Here is a 17,960-nt window from a genome sequence, read left to right as displayed (position 1 = left end):
TGGGCAGGCCCACCGCGTCATTTTGTGAAACTTTTCAGGGGCTTAGCGTGCGGGAATGGCACCTTGCAAGCGTGTGTTGGGCAACGACTTACAGTGGACCATAAGGCAGGTAGCGGTTGTCGGAATGCTGGCGAATCCACAGCAGCTGCTCTCGCTGCAATGGCGCTTTCCGTTGGCGTAGGGATTTCGCCAGAGGGATTACCGGCGATTCCGCGCCTCCCCGCCAGTCTGGCAGCTGCATTTCTGCCAGGGCAAAAAAGCGGATCAAGGCCCAAACCTGATTTTCGTTCCAGTGAGCGGCTTCTGTGAGCCACTGGGCAGCTGGCACACCGGCGAGCCAGTGGGCAAGCTGAATCTCTTGGTCGATGGACTTCAGGTCCGGTGCGGTTTCGCCGCTATCTTCACCCACGATGTCGATAATCTTTGCCAGTAACGCGCGGTCGATCTCGGTGCTGGACTGGTCATTGGAGGCTTGGTTTTCTGGTTCCCAGGCGCCGACACTCATAATTACTCCTATAGAAGGTAGGCAATGCGATTGAATGGGGCAGGATTATACCTACCTGTGTGCGCCGCTCTACCGGCAAGCGCGTGCAGTCGCGTTTCCGCATTCATTGGTTGATGGATGACCGCCGCGGAATTTAGCATAATTCACCGGTACCCCCGATGTAGGACTCGCGCTGGCGAGTTGATCCTGTTTGGCGGTGCCAACCAACTGACCATTATTCACCTGGGGGCCACGTGGATTACATAGACCAGCCAATTGCTGCGCAAAAGCGCATTGCCCTGGTGGCACACGATAACCGCAAGTCGGCATTGATCCAGTGGTGTAACAAGCACCGCGCCATTCTCGAGCAGCATCAACTACTGGGTACCGGCACCACCGGCAGCAAAATCCAGGCTGCCACCGGTATGCCGGTGGAGCAGCTATTCAGTGGCCCGATGGGAGGGGATCAACAGCTGGGGGCGAAGATCTGCCAGGGGGAAGTGGATATCCTGATTTTCTTCTGGGATCCCTTCGAGCCAATGCCCCACGATCCGGATGTGAAGGCGCTACTGCGTATCGCGGCGGTGTGGAATATTCCGGTGGCGTGTAACGCGAGCAGCGCGGATATGATGATCCAGTCAGCTCTGATGGCGCAGAGCTTTCCCCGGCAAATACCTGACTATCAAGGCTATCTGGCAGCGCGAAAGGATGAATTGGCTGTGTGATTTGTGAGCTTTTGCGCGCCGTATCGGCTCTAACGCGTTGATTTTAAAGGACTATATCTGTTGCGCGCAGGTTGCACTTGCATTGATGGCCATTTCCCGGCAATCTTCCCCCCCTGATTAGACCGGTGTGTCCGGCGAATTCGAATTGAAAAACAGTACGGTGTTTTATGAGTAGACGACGCGGTAAGGCCGTAGAAGAAGAAAAGGCCGATATTGACCTGACGCCCATGCTGGACGTTGTGTTTATCATGCTGATCTTCTTTATCGTGACGGCATCCTTCGTGAAAGAGAAGGCGCTGGACGTAAACGTGCCTGATCCAGATCAGACTGAACAGACTCCGCCGGACCCCGACAAGCAGAATATCCTGATCACAGTGAACTCTGCTGATGAGATCTGGATGGGTCAGAACCGCATCGACAGCCGTGCCGTACGTGCCCGTATTGCGCAGATGTTTGCGGAAAACCCGCAGGCGATCGTGATTATCCGTGCGCACAACAAGTCGAGTGCGGACACTTACGTGACCATTGCTGACGCGGCCAAGGAAGTGAACCCGAATATTCAGGTATCCCTGGTTCCTTTCGACGACAAGAAGTAACGCGCCAGATAAGCGGGCTGCATTAGAACAGTGTTCTAGCGAGAGTCCGCTCTGCAGAAAAAAGCCAGCAATTGCTGGCTTTTTTTGTGTCTGTCGATTGGCTTGTTCCGCTCAAAATTCCGAGCGGATGTGCCACAAGTCCGGGAAAACCGGCTTGAACAGGGTGCTCTGGAGGTAGCCCACACCGCTCGAACCGCCGGTGCCCATCTTGCTGCCAATGGTGCGCTCCACCATCTTCACATGTCGATAGCGCCACTGCTGCAGCGAGGTGTCGATATCCACCAGTGCTTCGCAGATATCGCTGACCAGTGGATCGTTCCGGTAAACATCGATCAGCACCTTCTGCACCGCGGGGGAGGGCTCCGCAGTCTGGCTGAAGTCGCGCTGCAGCACGGAGGGCGGAATCTCATGTCCCTCGTGGGCGAGAAACTGCAGGAATGCATCCCACAGCGTTGGCGCTTGCAGGCGCTTTTGCAGGCGCAGATAGTGCTCGGAGCCGGGTGCGTAGTTTTCCAGCTTTTTAGCGTCCTTGGCGCCATACAGGAACTCCAGTTCGCGGAACTGGTACGACTGGAAGCCACTGGCGGTGGATAAACGGTCGCGGAACGACATGAACTCCAGTGGCGTCAGGGTTTCGAGGATATCCACCTGCTGAATCAGCGTGCGGTAGATAGCGTCGATCCGTTTCAGGGTGTGCAGTGCGCGGTTGCGCTCCCCCGCGTTGAACAGGCGAACCAGAAAGTCCAGCTCGTGGAGTAGCTGCTTGAACCAGAGTTCATAGCTCTGGTGAATGACAATGAACAGCAGTTCATCGTGCTCCGGGCCCTCGGAGAGGGGTTGCTGGCACTGCAGCAGGTCGTCTACCTTGAGGTAGGAGCTGTAAGTCACGGTCATGTGTGGGTAATTCCTTTGTCTCATTTTGCGACCGAAATTTCTATACCGGTTTTCGCAAGGATGGGATTCTGATGTTGCTTAAATAGGCAAAACTGTGGCCGTATTATAAGGCTTGGGGGGGCTATATTGGAAAATTCCGCTTAATAGCCGCCAGCCCCACAATCCGTTATCCAAACTGGTCGAATTGGACCTCGTGCCGGAAGAGGGAGTGGCTAAACTAGTGACTAACTTGTTGTGACCGTAATTCCGTTTTGGGGTCACAGAGTATTTCCCGGAACAAAATCTCTGATAACCACACAATGCGGAGCCCGCTATGCAGAGTACATGCGCAGAAATCCAGGCCCAATTATCCGACCGGGTACTGGAAATCACCATCAACAGGCCGGAGCGCAAGAACGCGCTCACCATGGCCATGTATTCCGCGATGGCCGAGCTGCTCAACAGCGCCGCCAGTGATCCGGGTGTGCGCGTGGTCATCCTCACCGGCACCGGCGGTGTATTTACCAGCGGCAATGACCTGGGAGACTTTCTCGGCGGCTCCGCAGCGGGAGAAGATTCGCCGGTATTTCAGTTTATGTCTGCGCTGTATCACTTTCCCAAGCCGCTGGTTGCCGCAGTGAGTGGCCCGGCCGTGGGCATCGGAACGACGATGCTACTGCACTGCGATCTTTCCATCGCCGATGACGATGCGATGTTCCAGATGCCATTCGTTAACCTGGGGTTGTGCCCCGAATATGGCTCCAGCTTCCTGTTGCCTCGCATCATGGGGCACGCCAAGGCCTCGGAGCTTCTGCTGTTGGGGAAAAAGTTTGACGCCCAGACCGCCGCCGATGTGAATATCTGCAACGAGGTGGTGTACTCCGGGGAAGCCCTGGGGCGTGCGCGCGAGTACGCGGTTGAGCTTGCGCAGAAGGCGCCCGAAGCGGTGCGTCTGACCAAGAAGTTGTTGCGTCACGGCACGATGGAAACCGGTCTGGCGGTGATTCGTGAAGAGGCGGGACACTTCCAGAATCGCCTGCAATCGGAAGAGTTTCGTGAGGCGGCGACCGCGTTTATGGAAAAACGGCCGGCGGACTTTTCGAAGTTCGACTAGATTTCGGCTTCAGGTTGGATTTATAAAGTACTTTTACCGCTTAAATTAAAACAAAATTCTACAGGGTCGCTCTGGCGGCCCTTTTTGTTTTTATGGGGGTGAAGATTGTGCCCATGCGGTAGGCGTATTGATCCAGTGAACCGGCGTAAAGTGCCGCTTCTGAGCGGGTGGCCCCTTGGGGCTAATGCTGTGTCTGTCCTTGTATTTTTTGTGATTTTTGTCCGTCAAAACCGAGGCTGATACATGATTCTCGTTTTGTGAGCCGGTACACTGCTAAGGAATTGTTTTCCAGGCCCGCCAGTCGACACTGGCAGGCCTACCGGTCGCACGGTGCTGAATCGATAAGATCCAATAACGCGGCCGGGTTTAATTTTCTCGCAGGCTTTCTGCGGCAACCTGATTTTCAGGACCACGATGACAGCGTTCCGCCTTTCTTTTTCATTACTCGCGTCTGCAGCGAGGCTTTTTCTGGTATACGCCCTGTGTATCGTCGCCCTTTTGCTGTGTGCGACCGCGGTTGCGGCAACGCCCGCGCAGGAACCGATAGCCATTCGCGCACTCGAGGACGGGAGCAAGCGCACGGGCCAGGACGCCATCTGGCACGATCCAAGCGGGCGTGCCGGGCTGCAAACCGCGCGGGAAGCCCTCGCGCGGGGTGCCTTTCAGCCGCTGCCGGGTGCCGGGTCCACCGGCTTGAAGAAAGGGAGCTACTGGTCGCACTTTGCGCTGCGTAACACCGCTGCCGGCGCCGTGACCCTGCATCTGGAATATGTGGATCACCAACTAATGCGGCTGCAGGCTTACGCGCGCCCGGTCGGTCCGACAGGCGGGTATGACAAAGTTGCCGAGCAGGCCATGGGGGATCCATTTTCTGCGCGTCCGGTATTTCACAACCGGTTCGTGGTGCCCGTTACCCTCGGTGCGGGTGAAACCGTTGAGCTTCTCGTGCGGTTTGATTCGGAAGAGGCAGGGTTCGTGTTCCCGTCCATGCGAATCTGGACACCGGAAAGACTGAGCCAGGCACACACTGGCGAAACCGCGGTACTGGCTTTCCTGTTTGGCGGTATTGCGCTGATCTCTCTGTTCTCCCTGATCGTGGGTTTGACCACCGGCGAGTCCAGCTTTTTTGCCTACTTTGTGTATGGCCTGTCGAAGGTCGTCGCCTGGGGCACCATCATGGGATTTGCCCACCAGTATGTACTGCGCGATGCGTTTCACTGGTACTACATGTCGGCCGCGGGCGCGGTCAGTATTCTGTGTGGCGTGGTTTTTGATCGGTTGTTCCTGCAAACCCGCAAATACACACCGAAGCTGGATTACATTCTGCTGTTGATGATCGTCAACGCCTGTGTGCTACTGGCCAGTGCGCTATTGCAGATAAAGGCACTGGCCCTGATGACCATTACGCTCGCACTGCTGATGTACCCGGCAAGCACCATCATCGCGCTGGTGCGTTGGCGTCAGGGGTCGAGCGAAGCCGCAGTATTTGCTGTGGGCTGGACTCTGCTGTTGTTGGGTTTGTTTTACCAGGCTCTGCGCGATCTCGGTTATGTGGAGCACAATCTGGTCAACTACTATCTGCCTCCACTGAGTTCCTTCATCGAGATGGTGACTATCATGGCGGCCATGGGGATGAAGTTGCGCCGGGTGCGGCTGCAAGGGCTTGAATCTGAGCGGCAGTATCGCCGCCACCTGGAGGAGTCCAAGGTAAAACTGGAAGGGCTGGTTCGCGCGCGCACCGAAGAGCTGGAGAAAGCCAAGCAGCAAGCCGAGCAGGAAGCGCGCACCGACCCCCTAACCGGTATCTGTAACCGGCGCAGTTTCCTCGCCGAGGCCAGCCTGTCGATCAAGCGCGCCCAGCGCAAGGGAGAGCCCGTCAGCCTGCTGATGTTCGATATCGACCACTTCAAATCGATCAACGACAATCACGGCCACGGTGTGGGCGATGAGGCACTCCGCCAGTTTAGTCACACGATTCGGAAAGCGGTGCGCGAAACCGATGTATTCGGGCGTCTGGGCGGAGAGGAATTCGCGCTGCTGATTACCGAGAGCCGGCCCGAGTCCCTGCACATCGCAGAGCGCCTGCGTAACAGTATCTGCGCTATTCGCCTGGATGCCGGAGGGGAAACGGTGCAGTTTACCTCCAGTATTGGTATCGCCTATCGCGATGCAGAAATTACGGTAGAGCAGTTGCTGCGCCGCGCTGATCAGGCGTTGTATAGCGCTAAAAAGCGCGGGCGCAATATTGTGGTGGAGTACTCCGCAGACGTATCGACCAAGAGTGCCCCATCACAGCCAAGCTTCCAGATTGAAATGGTGGATGGGGCAGATCAGGAGCCAGCCTGAGTTTAATAGCCTATTGCACTATCTTGATCCACTCACCGGGCTTGGGTTCGCCGCGCGGATAGTAGCCATTCAGCAGGCGTAATTGCTCTTCGGCGTACTCGCCAATCTCCATATGGCGCGCCAGGGATGAGAAGGTGGTTTTCTCATTGGCTTGCACATATTTCACCCGCTTAATGTCCGGCTGCACCATGTCCGTTTTACGCAATGGGCGAAAGCTGCGGATACTGGTCAAGAACAGGTTGTCGTACTCGGTCTCTGCGTCGGTGTCTGAAGGTTGTTCAGTCACCCGGCCTTCGAGAATGTACTGGCGGCTGCCGTAAAACAGCACCGCGACCCGGTTTGGCACGTCTTCACCACTCACGGGTAACTTGCCGGTATGCCCCTCCAGGCGGTATTGGCTGAGTGCCTCGTCCTCTTCCAGGCTGCGGACGTCGTACACGCCGCGCAGCGCCATATCTGCCGGCTGATTCCCGTCACGCTTGGCGACCCGTATCGTCAGTGTGGCGGAATTGTCCGGCGCCTTACCCACAATGGCGGTACGCTGGTTCTCTACTTCCCATCCGTCCGGGAACAGCAACGAAAACCCGAGGCTCTTGTGGTTAAAGCGGTTTTTGTCGCTTTCCTGGGCATTCTGCCCGTACACAATGCCCTCGGTTTTCTCCCTGTAGTACTCGACTTTGGTTACCTTCTTGTCTTCCGGCAGTTCACCGGCTGCGGCCACTACCTCGCGCAGTCGCACATCGTTGCGCGGGTGTGACGAAAAGACCCCGTGATAGGTTTGCTGCTTCTTGCCCTCGACCCGCGCGCGGCGGCGGGCAAAGGTCTCCTGATCCTTCAGCAGCGCAATTACATTGATCATGGATTGGGGGTCGTACCCCGCGTTGTACATGTACTGTGCGCCGAAGCGGTCGGCCTCCAGTTCCATTTCGCGGCCATAGCCTTTTACCGCAGCAGTGCTCCACAAGTTGGCGACGTCGCCCACCACACCGCTGCCGGTTACCAGCACAGAGAGTACCGAGGCGACCCCCGCACCCGTGGCTGCCGTTTTCTGGCGGACGGCATGGCGGGCGGTAATGTGACCCACTTCATGAGCCAGTACCGCGGCCATTTCCGCTTCCGACTGCAGGTAGGTGAGCAAACCGCGGTTGATATAAACGTAACCGCCGGGCAGGGCAAACGCGTTGATGTCCTGACTGTCGATAATGGTGAAATGATAGGTGAGATCGGGCCGGTCACTGGCTTTGGCGATCTTCTCACCCACGTGTCTCACATAGGCGGTCAGGATAGGGTCGTTGTAAATTGGGGTGCTCGCGACCAATTTTTCATGCATTTCGCGACCAATTTTGATTTCTTTTTCCTCCGACATCAGCACAAGGTCCGGACGATTCGTTGCCGGATTGAAGGCGCAGCCGGCGGCCGTGGTCAACAAGATGGTGGCCAACAGTTTATTGAGCGTGTGCATCGCTATCTCCTGTCGTTATTGTTCCAGTGAGCATCGCCGCCGCGCTAGCGGCTGGCGGATTGAGGCGGTAACAAAAACTCCTGCAGTTGTGCCGCCATGCCTTTGCAGGCGTTGTTCTGTACCCGTGCAATTAGCGGGATAGGCACAACAATAGCGGGCATATACGAGGTACCCTGGGCATCGGCGCTGATCTTCCCGGACAGCTCCTGGTCGCGGAAGTCCCACACCGCAGCCTCGTAATCGGATTCCTTGTCCCAGGTGCCGAAGCCGAAGCAGCCGGCACCGGCGGTGCCAATAGAGCAGCCGATGGAGCCGGCGCTGGAGGTGGTCTCAGTAGAGCCGTCAATCCAGACGATATACTTCACTCCATATTCCGCCATACGGTCACGCACATCGGGAATGTCCATCAGTTTATCCAGTGACTTGATGTGCATGGGTGCAGTGCGCGGCTCAAACCAGGGGTACAGTGCATCCACAAATTGCCGCTCGGGGATGACGTTCACCCCCGCGCTCGGGTTGTGCAGGGTTTTTCCCACGCAGTCGATCAGGTCCGGCTCGGTTTCGTAGTCGCTGGAATGACGCCGCCCGAGAATCACCACAGAGTCGCCAACGGCGAGCTCTCCGCTGCTGCGCCGGTATTCATCGATCACCACGGTGGTACACCCGCTGGAAAACAGCGTCAGTACCGAAATTGAAAAAAGTGCGCTCAGGAATTTCACCAGTACATCCTCCTTGAGATTTCCGCGTACCGGGTACACGGATGGAGTTTCCAGAATCCGCTGGAAACTATTTGTCGCTACCCGTCTGCTTCATGCTCAGGGCGCGCTGCTTGTTGGCAATCAGTGCCTGTAACTCGGGTACGCGTTCAAAACCGGTATACAGGGTGGCGCCGGCATCACGCAATGCCACGTTGATGGCCTGGGCCAGCGCGGCTTCCTGGGATTTCAGAAAGGCGGTAGGCGTTTTCCCGTACGCAGTGATGACCCATTCGGCCACCGACTCACCCTGTTGGTTATAGGCATGCATGTCGTACTTGATCCACACTTCGAAAATGTTGACCCGGGTCTCCCGGGGCATGGTGAATTGCAGCTCGCGCACCTCGGGGACAATCACCAGGTCCAGTCCCTGTGGGAGGTCAGACGGGTATTGCGCGAGGTTAATGGTTTCCTGGAACATGGAACCGAGTACCGTTTCAAACAGGTTCTTCTGCGCGCGGCCGGTATCGATGTTCCATTCATCGCGGTCGTCCCGGTTCTCGCTGTAGGTGAACTGCCGGAAGTCGTCACTCAGGTAAACGCCAACGGTGAGAGGATGGGGATCGCCCACGGGTGCGGGGAACTCGCCATCCACCGACACCGTATGGGCACAGGCGGCCAGCAGGCCAGCCAGCGCCACCAGTGTGAAATATCGGATCGCGCCAATTCCATTTAACAAGCGATTCATGGTTTGCTCCCGGGTTTCTGCCAACCCAACGTCGTCTCTAGTTTTCCATCAGCGAAAGTCGTTCAGGCCCACAAAGGTTCCGCCATTGCGGTAGGTCAGTTCACGCATCAGGGCGGCGAAGCGCAGCCCTGTAGTCTGCAGGTGTAGTGGGCGAGAGAACTGGATGGGGAAGCCGATCGCGTGTATCCGGACCATGCGCTGGTCCTCCCCGCGTTGCGCGTTCACGCGATCCACCGCCATCATGACGTTGCGGATGGATTTTCCAGTGAATTCATCGCCGAGTACGTAAATACTGATTTTTTTGTTTGGATCGTAAAAGGTGCGTACTGCCTTCTGGATTCCTTCCACGGGACTTGAGTTACTGAACGGATTCCATGAGCGGAGTCGGGACAGTACCGCATCACGACGCCCCGGTGTATCGGGAATCCAGCGATTGCGATAGTTGGAAAACATGTAGTCACCCATATCGTTCATCACCTGGATGCCTTTTACGTTGGGGTACAGGTTCAGGGTGTTGACCATCTCCTGGATCATGCGATCCCAACCGTAATTAAACATACTGCCCGAGGTGTCGATGATGAACAGGATGTATTCGCTGTCCACCGGGATGCCGCCAATGACATTGTTTTTGCGCTGGTAGTTCTCCCCGAGCAGTCGTTTCATTTCATCGGTCATGCTCTGCAGGGCGATCGTCAGCTCGCCCTTGAGTTTACCTTCCTCGCTTTCACTCTCGGTCTTGCGCGCATACTGAGCCTGCAAGGTTTCCAGTTCGCCTTTTAGTATTGCGATGCGCTTGGTCTCGATATCCAGCTGTTCCTTTTTGGCGTTCAGGTCGCGGTTCAGCACCGAAGTTTCGCCGCGGATTTCCGCCAGCTGCTCCTGCAACTCCTGAACCTGGCCATCCAGATCCAGCTCGGCTTCCTCCAGCACAATGGGTTCCACTGTTTTAGCGATCATCAACAGTAATACGATGGCGCCAAATCCACAGCAGATGACGTCGAGGAACGAGATGCTGAACTCTTCTTGTTGCCGTTTACTGCGTCTACTCATGGCCAGTCCTTGGAAGGTGCTAGGAATGAACCCTGGGTTTCCATGGCCAGTTTCCAGTATTCACTGGCGGCGAAGGGGTCGCCTTCCATGGGGGCCAGGACCACATTGACGGGAATGCTCTTGGGCAGGGCCTTGACCGCGTTGCGAAACAGCTTAAGGCGAGCCTTGCCGGAAATCGTATTGCCCCGGGGTGCCTTCATGCCCTGCGTGGGCAGCCCATCGGTAATCAGGATGATGTTGTCAGGCAGTGGTGACATACTGTTCACCGCGTTGAAAATCCGCTCCAGGCTGGTGCCGTTCTCGGGCACAACCTTGTCGAGCGCTTTCATGGCATCGTCCATCTGGTCGCGGTCGTCCACATTCAGCCAGCGGTCCTCGGTGCCGACCAGGGCGGCGCGGAACTCAGTATTGAAGGTGTAAATCTGGTACTGGCTATCCTGTGGGAATTGCGACACCAGCCAGGAAACGGTCTGTTTGGCGCGGCGCCACTTTTCGGTGTCCCGCTTTACCGCGTCGGACATATTGCGCGTGCGGATCACCTTGATCAGCTCATCGCCGAGCATACTGGCGGAGGAGTCCAGCAGAATGAGGATACGATCACCGCCCAGGCGCAGGCCGGTTAGGTACTGCCGGTCGCCATCGCCGACAAATTTCCGCACGTTGTTACCCAGCTTCTTGTTTTCCGCTTCCAGCTGCTTCTTGGCCTGCTCCAGTTTCTTGAGCTTCTGTTGCAGGCGCGCAATGTCCATTTCGTCGGTAGTGCTGTCGACCTCGGCAATGTTGCCCTTGACCTCCTCGATCTGCTCCATGATGCGTCGCGCCAGACCTTGCGCCGTGGCCAACTCATCGCTGGTGGTGTCCAGGGTGTTGCGGGCCAGGACCAGGTGTTCCTGACCGAACTGAACTTCCTCCTGCAGCAGGTTGACCTCCGCAGCCAGATCCTGATTTTCCGCTTCGATGTCGTGATCGGAGCCGTGCTTGATGATCAGGAAGATCAGTGCGACGGCACCAAATCCGCAGGACATGATGTCCAGAAACGACAGGCTGAAGGCTGAGAACCGCCGGTTTTTACGCGCCATAATGTTCCACGCTGATCGCAGTAATTACGTCTTCAAGATTGGCCGCGCCGATGCGATCGCCCGCGGTGAGATTCACCGGTGCAGAAATTTCTTGCCCGTTCAGCATCAGCTGTGCACCGGCATCCACGCGCAGTGCCAGGCGACCGGCGTGATTGGTGATGGTGGCGGCCGGGTGAGTGGGTGGCGTGGGGGTGATGTTGAGTTTGCCCTCCTGCCAGCTGACAAACAGCGGTTGCTGCGCGGCCAACGCCCGATGGCCGAAGAGCAGATGTGTTGCGCCAGCTTCCGCCGCAGCATTGACCTGTACGGCCACCTCGGTGGCTGGAGCTGCACTCAGTGCATTGACGAGCCGCAGCTGTTCACTTTCGCTGTGAATTTCCTGCCAGTGCTTTTCCGCCGCCTGTGCCACCGCGTTATGCGGCAGCAGATGTATACGCTCGGCCAGTTGCGCCCCTCCGGGGATCTCGGCCCAGCGGTGCGACACAAACACAACGCTGTTGGCTTCGCCGAGGTTCTCGATCATGGCGCGCACCCGGGAGAGAATTGGCGTGCTCGCGTCCTGCAGTTGCCGCAGGCTGACTTTGGCGGTGCGATCATCGAGTTCTGCCATGACTTCGCCCTGGCGCATCGCGCGGGCGATCCACTGAGGCAGCATGTCGTACAGCTGTTGCTCGGATTCTGCCGAGTGCAGCGGGTCAAACCGGCACTGCATGATGAACGCATCGGTAAACATGCGGGCCCAGGCTTCCTGGAAATGTTGCAGCCCTGCATCGGTTACGGTTTCCGCGATATCCAGCTCTGCCTGTTCGTGCACCACCACACGGCTCACCAGAGTCTGGTGGCGGTGCAGTTCGATATGCAGGTGTACCCCCCGCGGAGCGCAGCTGCTGATGCATGCGGCTGCGGCATCCACCAGAGAGATGGCGTTGAACGGGCTCTCTTTGATGACACCCAGCAGCAGGGCCAGCTGTTCGCGGGTGAAGTTGCCGGGCACTGCGAGGGCGACCTCGTCGGGCAGATCACATAGTTCGGCGATATGCTGGAGGTGGCAGAACGCCAGGTCCGCGTGATGGCGGCAGCCCGGGTTATCGGATTTGACCGATTCCAGGCTGAGACGACGCCAGAACTGGTGGTTGACCTGCGTGGGGTGGCTGCGCGCACGCATCAAGGCGGCGGTGCCTGTGACAATTTCCCGGTCATTGACGATGGCAACCCCCGGACTCTCCAGCACTTCATTGTTGCCGACAAAAACCCGCAGACCGCAGTCGTTGATATCCAGTACACCTTTGCTCATGGAAGCTCCTGTTTTCCCTGTAGCGGCTGGCCATGTCCCTGGTCAGCCGGCGTTATGCAGTGAATCGTGATCCGGGCGCTTGAACGCCTGAACCAAGGCCGTTCTGTGTCAGCCCACCTTCAAGAAACGCAGCAGTTTGTTGTCACAATAATTCTGGGTATCCAGTACCAGGCGCTCCTGCATAAGCTGCAGCTGGTGGGTGAAGAACATGATGACGATACTGATGACAAGCGCGATAAACGTGGAGTTGAAAGCCACACCCAGGCTTACGGTTACCCCGGCGATGTCGCCTTCCACCGCGCGGTGGGCCTGGGCTAGTGCTTCACCAATACCGCGCACGGTGCCGATAAACCCGATGGAGGGGATCGCCCAGGTGATGTAGCGCACCATCGCCAGTTCCGAGTCCAGCCGGTCGCCTTCGGTATCACAGACCTCTTTGACCGAATTGGATACAGCGGCCACATTGCGTGTGGAACCGAAGCGCTGCAATGCCGTGAGCAGCGCGCGGGGTAACAGGAAATTACGCTCTTCCTCCGGTAACGCCTGTATCGGTCGCGACAGGTCGCGGGCGTCTTCCGGCAGAATGGGTGTTCCCTCGCTTACATTTAATAGCGCCTGGTCCAGCAGCTTGCGCTCGCGAAAGCCGCGCCGCGCTTTCAGTCCCATGATGGCCATCGCCCACAGCATGAGTACGAAGCAGGCTTCCTGTTCGTAGTCGCGCATTACGATGTAGATCGATCGCTGCTGTATGTAGGTTTCGCCGGCTTCCTCTCGTGCCATTTGTTCGGCGATCAAGGCATCGGCGTTGGGACGGATAATGGCCACGTAGATGGCATGTACCAGAATGATCGCCCCGAGTAGGGCAAACAGCTGGAAGACGAAATCTGAAGACTTGAATTTCATGGGTTTTCCCGCTTTTTTGTAGGGCCATTCCATTGGCGATGGGCCCGGGTATTGCTCTGACTGTGCCTGTTGAATACGCGATCTTGGGTTTAGATATCCACTGGGTAGGAGACCGAGAGGTCCTCCGAAATTTCTTCCGAGGCTTCATAGCCATCGGCACTCTCTGCGCTCTGTGCCTTGATCGTTGGTGTTTTTTTAACGACGGGTTTGGGCGCTGGTTCTGTCGTCTTGACGCTGACCGGTTGCGCGCTCGCTTCCGCCTGATTGGTGCCGCTATCACTGGCTTCGCTAGCCGAGTCACCGGCGACCTGAGCGGCTACCGAACCGGCAAGTGCGGTCAGTAGCGCGAAAGCCAATGCCTGATAGCGGGAGCGGGTAAAACACTGTGTCGGTTGCATCGCCGTGCCTCGTTGGTAATTGCGTGATTCCACGCAGGCTGTGACTTCAGTTCACCCATCGGGCTACGCGGAACCCGATATCGTTGCGTGCCTCGGCACCATAGTCCCGGTACGACAAGCGCAATTCTGTCAGTCCGGCGTGCTTCCAGCTGGAGCCCCGTACCACGTGATAGTCACCTTCCTGTGGGCCCACCGGGTTTTCTTCCCGCTTGAGGGACAGGCCGGTGCCAATGGTGTAAAGGTCGTGAATCCACTCAGAGACATTGCCGCCCATATCGAACAGGCCGGTGTGGTTGGGGGTGAAGCTGCCCACCGGGGCGGTAGCCGGGTAGCGGTCGTTGTAGGTGCGAAGCACGGCTGGGACTATCTGCCCGGCACTGCTGTCGGCGTAATTTCCCGAATTTTTGCCCACTGGCAACGCATTGCCCCAGGGGAACTTGCGCATGGCACCGCGCTCGAAGCGCGCAGCCCAGGCCCACTCCGCTTCGGTCGGCATACGGTAGCCATTGGCGCTCGCGTCAAAGCCCACCACGCGTCCGCGTTCGCTGCGGTACACCTCTTTGAGCCCGTCCCGTGCACTCAGCCAGTTACAAAACAGGGCGGCATCATTCCAGCTGATATTCACCACCGGCAGGTTATCGTTATCCAGGCTCACCCCATTGGCATGGCTGGAATTGTGCATCCGTTGGAAGCGGCGGTACTCGCGGTTGGTGACTTCGGTTGCGCCGATATAGAACGGCCGGGTGAGCGCAATCTTGCGCATGACTTCATTGGCGCGGCGGCCCTGCTCGCGGCGGGAGGAGCCCATGGTGAACTGTGCATTGGGTCGCATCAGCAACATTTTGCCGCCGGCACCGTGGGTGATTTCAGCGGGTATGCCACTCCAGCGTGCCTGCTCTCCGGTGAGCAGCACGGCCCTTACCGACTGCTTCAGTTTGCTGGAAGGTACGATGGTGGTGGAGTAGTCCTCATACCCGGGTTTACGCACGGTAATGTTGTGGCTGCGGGTGGGCAGGGTGAAGGTCTGGCCGGCCACACCCGCCAGTTTGCCGTCGATAAACACCTGCGCGTCTGCCGGGTTACTGGTGATGGAAACTTTGCCGAATACAGCAGTGAGCTCCACGTTCATATCCCGCAGATCTCCGGCGCGGACATCGACGGTGCGTTCGACAGTGCTGTATCCATCGAGGAAAAAGCGCAACTCGTGTCGGCTGTTGGAGGCCAGTGCCAGGTCGATGGGGGCCTGTCCGCGGTACTCGCCGTTGACGGTGATGCTCGCACCGGGGGGATTGGTTACCACGCGGAGAGTGCCGTCGGCAGCGTTGAGGTCCACCGTGGCAAGGGTCTGGTCGACGCCGGCGGTGACGGGCACCTGGATTTGCGCGGTCTTGTGATCCGGCAGGGAGATATCCACCAGTCGATCTCCCTGTACCAGCTCGGCGGTCAGCGGAGTGGTGCCGAGAACCCGGCCTTCCACACTGACGGTTGCGCCCGCCGGGTTGCTGGTAATGTAAACGTTGGCCCACGCCGGGCGCAGTGTTGCGGTGAGCGTTTGCGTGTTGTCCAGTCCTTCGATCTCAACTTCTTTGCTGAAGGGCAGGTAACGCTCCGTGAGAATGGTGATGCGCTTGCGGCCGGCGGGAATGGACGAGGCCAGGCCTTCCGTGCTGCTCACTTCCGCACCGTTCACCAAAACGCGCACGGGCACCGGAGGGTCGGTTACCACCTGCAGGTGGCCGGGCAAGCGTTCCAGCTTCACCGCGTGGCGACTGTTACTGTCGCTGCTCACTTCGACCTCGCCAGTGCGCGGGAGGTAGCCGGTGGCGCTGATGGTGTAGTTGTAGTGACCGGGTAAAACCAGATGGCCATCGCCCAGGGGGAGGGCGAGACCACTGACCGATACGTCGGCATCGGCCGGCTGTGTTTCAAAAATGAGTGAGCGGGCGACCAGCAGGTAGGCCAGCATCAGGGCGCCCAGTAGCAGGCAGCTGGCGACCACAATCGCCTTCGGGGTAAGTAGCAGTTTTCTGCCACCGGTGGCAACCGGGGCGGGGGTGAATCCGATGGGTTGAATGACGGATGCATCTTCGCTTGCCGGCTCGCTGTCGCGAACGGGTACCGCTTCCTTGGCTGTCATTTTTGATGTCCTGTTACTGCGTACTTATTGATTTTTACGTAGCTGGAATCTCTGCTGCCGGGCGGTGTTGTTACATGCTTGTCACATTCTTGTCGCATGCGTTACCTGTCCGACCCGGGGCTTGCTGCCAGAGACAGAGCCGCGCATTTCAGCTTAGCCCGCTCTCGCGCTTGCAGCCGGAGCGGGGGTGTTTTTGGCGTAGCTTTTTCCGTTTTACCGATACCAGGACGACAATTTCGTCCATTGCCCGTCACCGGCTCGGAGCCAGTGTGTGGGGGCGAATTTCGGTTGCGGAAGGTGGGCGGGCAGTCAGAATGTGCTGGCGTGACCCGCGGGCAGCCTGGCCATATAGGCGGTCAAAGCTGTGTCAAAAACGGCTACGTAAAATTCGGATGACGTTTGACGTCGCGCAGTTTTTGATCTGCCCGCGGGCAAAGGGTTTCACCGATCAGGATTTATTGGCGCTGTTAATTTTTTCTTCGCACTCGATGGTCACTACGGGAGATTCCGAGGATGGATCCACGATCAGTTCGCGGCGCACATCCCGATAGCCTTGGCGTGTGCCCACCACGGTATAGCGCCCGGGTTTCAGTGCAATTTCCCGTTCTGAGAAATTCCCCAGCCTGCCTACGTGGTAAATGGTCACGTTGGTGCTGGCATCCGACTGCAGCAGCACGGTAATCGGGATCAGGGACTTTGTGAGTGCCGATTCCAGCTGCTCAATCTGCCCTGTGAGCCGTGGAGTACTGGCCCTGAGTGCGCGGGCATCGGCCAGTACCTTGCGCGCGTACTGATTGCGTTTGCTCTGCCCGAGTGTGAGGGGATCTTTCAGTAGTTCCTGCAGCTGGTCATCCAGCTTCGCACGGGCTTCTGAGCGGGCCTTGCCGGTGAGTGCTTCCACCAGGCTGCTGTCTTCGGCAATCAACGCTCCATATTTTTCCGCGGCCTTGTGCCACTGTTCGCTCTGCTCGTGCCCGGCGGCGGTGGCAAACAGTCGGTCGATGCGCGCCTGGGCGAGCCCGTTTTCCGCCTGGGTAATACCGATGTTCGGATCGTTGGCGTCTGGCTTCAATGTGCGTGCCTTGACGAAGTGGGTCCTGGCCTTGGTGAACTCTCCGGTGGCGATAGCGGCATAGCCGGCGGACATGGCCTCGCTGTAATCCCGCTCGAGAATGGCTGCGTTGACCTCTGGCAGAAGTGCTTTGGCGGGCGCCGTGTCCGGGTCCAGGTTCAGGGCGGTTTCCAGTGCCTGCTTCGCGATGTCGAGGGCATTTTCTTCAAAGGCCTCTTTACCGGCGACCACATGCGGCCACACTTCCGACAATTGTTCCGCGCGGGCTTTGCCCGCGACACCGCGCGGGTGGTCCTCGGAGATCGTCAGGGCGAGATCGAAGGCTTTTTGGGCGGCTTCGGCATCGCCGGCATCCAGTGCGCCGTTACCGTCTGCCAGATGTTTTTCGATTCGTTCTGGAATGCTGTCTCGCACTGCCTGCATACCTGCCAGCGCCTGGCGGTATTGTTCGAGCGCCTGCATGAACTTGCGCTGGCGGTAGATGCCATCGGCACTTTCGGCGAGCGTACGCGCGGCGAAATATTCCTCGGCGGCCCAGGTTTCCACCTTTCGCTCCAGCAATTCTTCCTGCAGCTGCAGAATCTCCTGCAGTATCTTCTGCACCTCACGGCGTTGGGCTGCAATTTCTGCCTCAGTAAAGGGGGATTCCTGGACTTTTTTCACACTGTTTTTAACTGGCGCACTGGTATTGGCGGCCGGGGTAGTGGCGGGAATGACCGGCTTTTCAATCATCTGGGGAAGTACCCAGAATACGCCAACCAGTGCGGCCAGCATGCTGCTGCCAATAAGGATCGGGGCCAGCTTGCGGTTCCTTTCTGGCTTTTTGTTTGCCGCATGAGCCGACGCCGGGCCTGCCGGCTGGTCGCCCGTGGCGGTGCCCCCGAAGGAAAAATCGGCAGGCTGGATGATGGACTGGTCTTCCGGTGATGGATCGCGGTGTTGCATGGTATTTCCGCTATGTCTGCTGTTATTTTCGGTTGCCGG

Annotated in this window: 16 protein-coding genes; 4 read left to right on the top strand and 12 right to left on the bottom strand. The window is 58.0% G+C overall.

From position 1 onward, the window contains the following. Positions 1–88 precede the first annotated feature (88 nt). The gene (locus JF535_RS16530) at positions 89–505 is read right to left on the bottom strand and encodes a hypothetical protein (protein ID WP_207004241.1); all 417 of its coding nucleotides are present in this window, start codon (positions 503–505) and stop codon (positions 89–91) included. A gap of 233 nt (positions 506–738) precedes the next feature. Here JF535_RS16530 and JF535_RS16525 point away from each other — a divergent pair, with 233 nt between their 5' ends. Together JF535_RS16525 and JF535_RS16520 are read left to right on the top strand one after the other, a co-directional pair. Continuing rightward, a complete protein-coding gene (locus JF535_RS16525; protein WP_207004240.1) occupies positions 739–1,209 on the top strand; it encodes a methylglyoxal synthase in 471 nt (156 codons plus the stop codon). 167 nt (positions 1,210–1,376) lie between these two features. After that, on the top strand, positions 1,377–1,805 hold the full coding sequence (locus JF535_RS16520; protein WP_066962320.1) for an ExbD/TolR family protein: 429 nt from the start codon (positions 1,377–1,379) through the stop codon (positions 1,803–1,805). 111 nt (positions 1,806–1,916) lie between these two features. Here the strand turns inward: JF535_RS16520 and JF535_RS16515 are convergent, their stop codons facing one another. Then, on the bottom strand, positions 1,917–2,699 hold the full coding sequence (locus JF535_RS16515; RefSeq protein ID WP_207004238.1) for a tryptophan 2,3-dioxygenase: 783 nt from the start codon (positions 2,697–2,699) through the stop codon (positions 1,917–1,919). 313 nt (positions 2,700–3,012) lie between these two features. Between JF535_RS16515 and JF535_RS16510 the strand changes: the two genes are divergently transcribed. Together JF535_RS16510 and JF535_RS16505 are read left to right on the top strand one after the other, a co-directional pair. Next, complete coding sequence (locus tag JF535_RS16510) at positions 3,013–3,792, top strand: enoyl-CoA hydratase (RefSeq protein WP_207004236.1); 780 nt, start codon at positions 3,013–3,015, stop codon at positions 3,790–3,792. 414 nt (positions 3,793–4,206) lie between these two features. Further along, positions 4,207–6,138: a sensor domain-containing diguanylate cyclase gene (locus tag JF535_RS16505; RefSeq protein WP_207004234.1), complete on the top strand. Its 1,932-nt coding sequence runs from the start codon at positions 4,207–4,209 to the stop codon at positions 6,136–6,138. A 10-nt stretch (positions 6,139–6,148) separates the two neighbouring features. Here the strand turns inward: JF535_RS16505 and JF535_RS16500 are convergent, their stop codons facing one another. From JF535_RS16500 to JF535_RS16455, 10 genes are all read right to left on the bottom strand, one after another. Then, positions 6,149–7,600 (bottom strand): M48 family metalloprotease, encoded by a 1,452-nt coding sequence (locus JF535_RS16500; RefSeq protein ID WP_207004232.1) that lies wholly within the window; start codon positions 7,598–7,600, stop codon positions 6,149–6,151. Positions 7,601–7,644: 44 nt separating this feature from the next. Then, positions 7,645–8,358 (bottom strand): hypothetical protein, encoded by a 714-nt coding sequence (locus tag JF535_RS16495; protein WP_340674209.1) that lies wholly within the window; start codon positions 8,356–8,358, stop codon positions 7,645–7,647. Positions 8,359–8,386: 28 nt separating this feature from the next. Further along, entirely contained in the window at positions 8,387–9,043 is a 657-nt protein-coding gene (locus JF535_RS16490; protein ID WP_242524065.1) for a hypothetical protein, read from the bottom strand. A 48-nt stretch (positions 9,044–9,091) separates the two neighbouring features. Then, a complete protein-coding gene (locus tag JF535_RS16485; protein ID WP_207004230.1) occupies positions 9,092–10,093 on the bottom strand; it encodes a vWA domain-containing protein in 1,002 nt (333 codons plus the stop codon). Further along, positions 10,090–11,172: a vWA domain-containing protein gene (locus tag JF535_RS16480; protein WP_207004228.1), complete on the bottom strand. Its 1,083-nt coding sequence runs from the start codon at positions 11,170–11,172 to the stop codon at positions 10,090–10,092. Before JF535_RS16480 ends, JF535_RS16485 begins: the two co-directional genes overlap by 4 nt. After that, positions 11,162–12,466, bottom strand: coding sequence for a hypothetical protein (locus JF535_RS16475; protein WP_207004227.1), 1,305 nt, complete (start codon positions 12,464–12,466; stop codon positions 11,162–11,164). Before JF535_RS16475 ends, JF535_RS16480 begins: the two co-directional genes overlap by 11 nt. A gap of 108 nt (positions 12,467–12,574) precedes the next feature. Further along, the gene (locus JF535_RS16470; RefSeq protein WP_066967552.1) at positions 12,575–13,369 is read right to left on the bottom strand and encodes a MotA/TolQ/ExbB proton channel family protein; all 795 of its coding nucleotides are present in this window, start codon (positions 13,367–13,369) and stop codon (positions 12,575–12,577) included. An 89-nt stretch (positions 13,370–13,458) separates the two neighbouring features. After that, positions 13,459–13,767 (bottom strand): hypothetical protein, encoded by a 309-nt coding sequence (locus JF535_RS16465; protein ID WP_207004226.1) that lies wholly within the window; start codon positions 13,765–13,767, stop codon positions 13,459–13,461. A 46-nt stretch (positions 13,768–13,813) separates the two neighbouring features. Further along, positions 13,814–15,904 (bottom strand): PEGA domain-containing protein, encoded by a 2,091-nt coding sequence (locus JF535_RS16460; RefSeq protein ID WP_207004225.1) that lies wholly within the window; start codon positions 15,902–15,904, stop codon positions 13,814–13,816. Positions 15,905–16,352: 448 nt separating this feature from the next. Beyond that, on the bottom strand, positions 16,353–17,921 hold the full coding sequence (locus tag JF535_RS16455) for a tetratricopeptide repeat protein (protein WP_207004219.1): 1,569 nt from the start codon (positions 17,919–17,921) through the stop codon (positions 16,353–16,355). Positions 17,922–17,960 lie beyond the last annotated feature (39 nt).

The sequence above is a fragment of the Microbulbifer salipaludis genome (assembly GCF_017303155.1).
Classification (GTDB): domain Bacteria; phylum Pseudomonadota; class Gammaproteobacteria; order Pseudomonadales; family Cellvibrionaceae; genus Microbulbifer; species Microbulbifer salipaludis.
The sequence above is the reverse complement of the archived record's forward strand: the minus strand, read 5'-3'. Positions and strand labels throughout refer to the sequence as shown.

What these genes read in the sequence shown, in the direction of transcription:
- JF535_RS16530 (WP_207004241.1), bottom strand. Translation starts at nt 505, where the DNA reads ATGAGTGTCGGCGCCTGGGAACCAGAAAACCAAGCCTCCAATGACCAG.
- JF535_RS16520 (WP_066962320.1), top strand. Translation starts at nt 1,377, where the DNA reads ATGAGTAGACGACGCGGTAAGGCCGTAGAAGAAGAAAAGGCCGATATT.
- JF535_RS16515 (WP_207004238.1), bottom strand. Translation starts at nt 2,699, where the DNA reads ATGACCGTGACTTACAGCTCCTACCTCAAGGTAGACGACCTGCTGCAG.
- JF535_RS16510 (WP_207004236.1), top strand. Translation starts at nt 3,013, where the DNA reads ATGCAGAGTACATGCGCAGAAATCCAGGCCCAATTATCCGACCGGGTA.
- JF535_RS16505 (WP_207004234.1), top strand. Translation starts at nt 4,207, where the DNA reads ATGACAGCGTTCCGCCTTTCTTTTTCATTACTCGCGTCTGCAGCGAGG.
- JF535_RS16500 (WP_207004232.1), bottom strand. Translation starts at nt 7,600, where the DNA reads ATGCACACGCTCAATAAACTGTTGGCCACCATCTTGTTGACCACGGCC.
- JF535_RS16490 (WP_242524065.1), bottom strand. Translation starts at nt 9,043, where the DNA reads ATGAATCGCTTGTTAAATGGAATTGGCGCGATCCGATATTTCACACTG.
- JF535_RS16485 (WP_207004230.1), bottom strand. Translation starts at nt 10,093, where the DNA reads ATGAGTAGACGCAGTAAACGGCAACAAGAAGAGTTCAGCATCTCGTTC.
- JF535_RS16480 (WP_207004228.1), bottom strand. Translation starts at nt 11,172, where the DNA reads ATGGCGCGTAAAAACCGGCGGTTCTCAGCCTTCAGCCTGTCGTTTCTG.
- JF535_RS16475 (WP_207004227.1), bottom strand. Translation starts at nt 12,466, where the DNA reads ATGAGCAAAGGTGTACTGGATATCAACGACTGCGGTCTGCGGGTTTTT.
- JF535_RS16470 (WP_066967552.1), bottom strand. Translation starts at nt 13,369, where the DNA reads ATGAAATTCAAGTCTTCAGATTTCGTCTTCCAGCTGTTTGCCCTACTC.
- JF535_RS16465 (WP_207004226.1), bottom strand. Translation starts at nt 13,767, where the DNA reads ATGCAACCGACACAGTGTTTTACCCGCTCCCGCTATCAGGCATTGGCT.
- JF535_RS16460 (WP_207004225.1), bottom strand. Translation starts at nt 15,904, where the DNA reads ATGACAGCCAAGGAAGCGGTACCCGTTCGCGACAGCGAGCCGGCAAGC.
- JF535_RS16455 (WP_207004219.1), bottom strand. Translation starts at nt 17,921, where the DNA reads ATGCAACACCGCGATCCATCACCGGAAGACCAGTCCATCATCCAGCCT.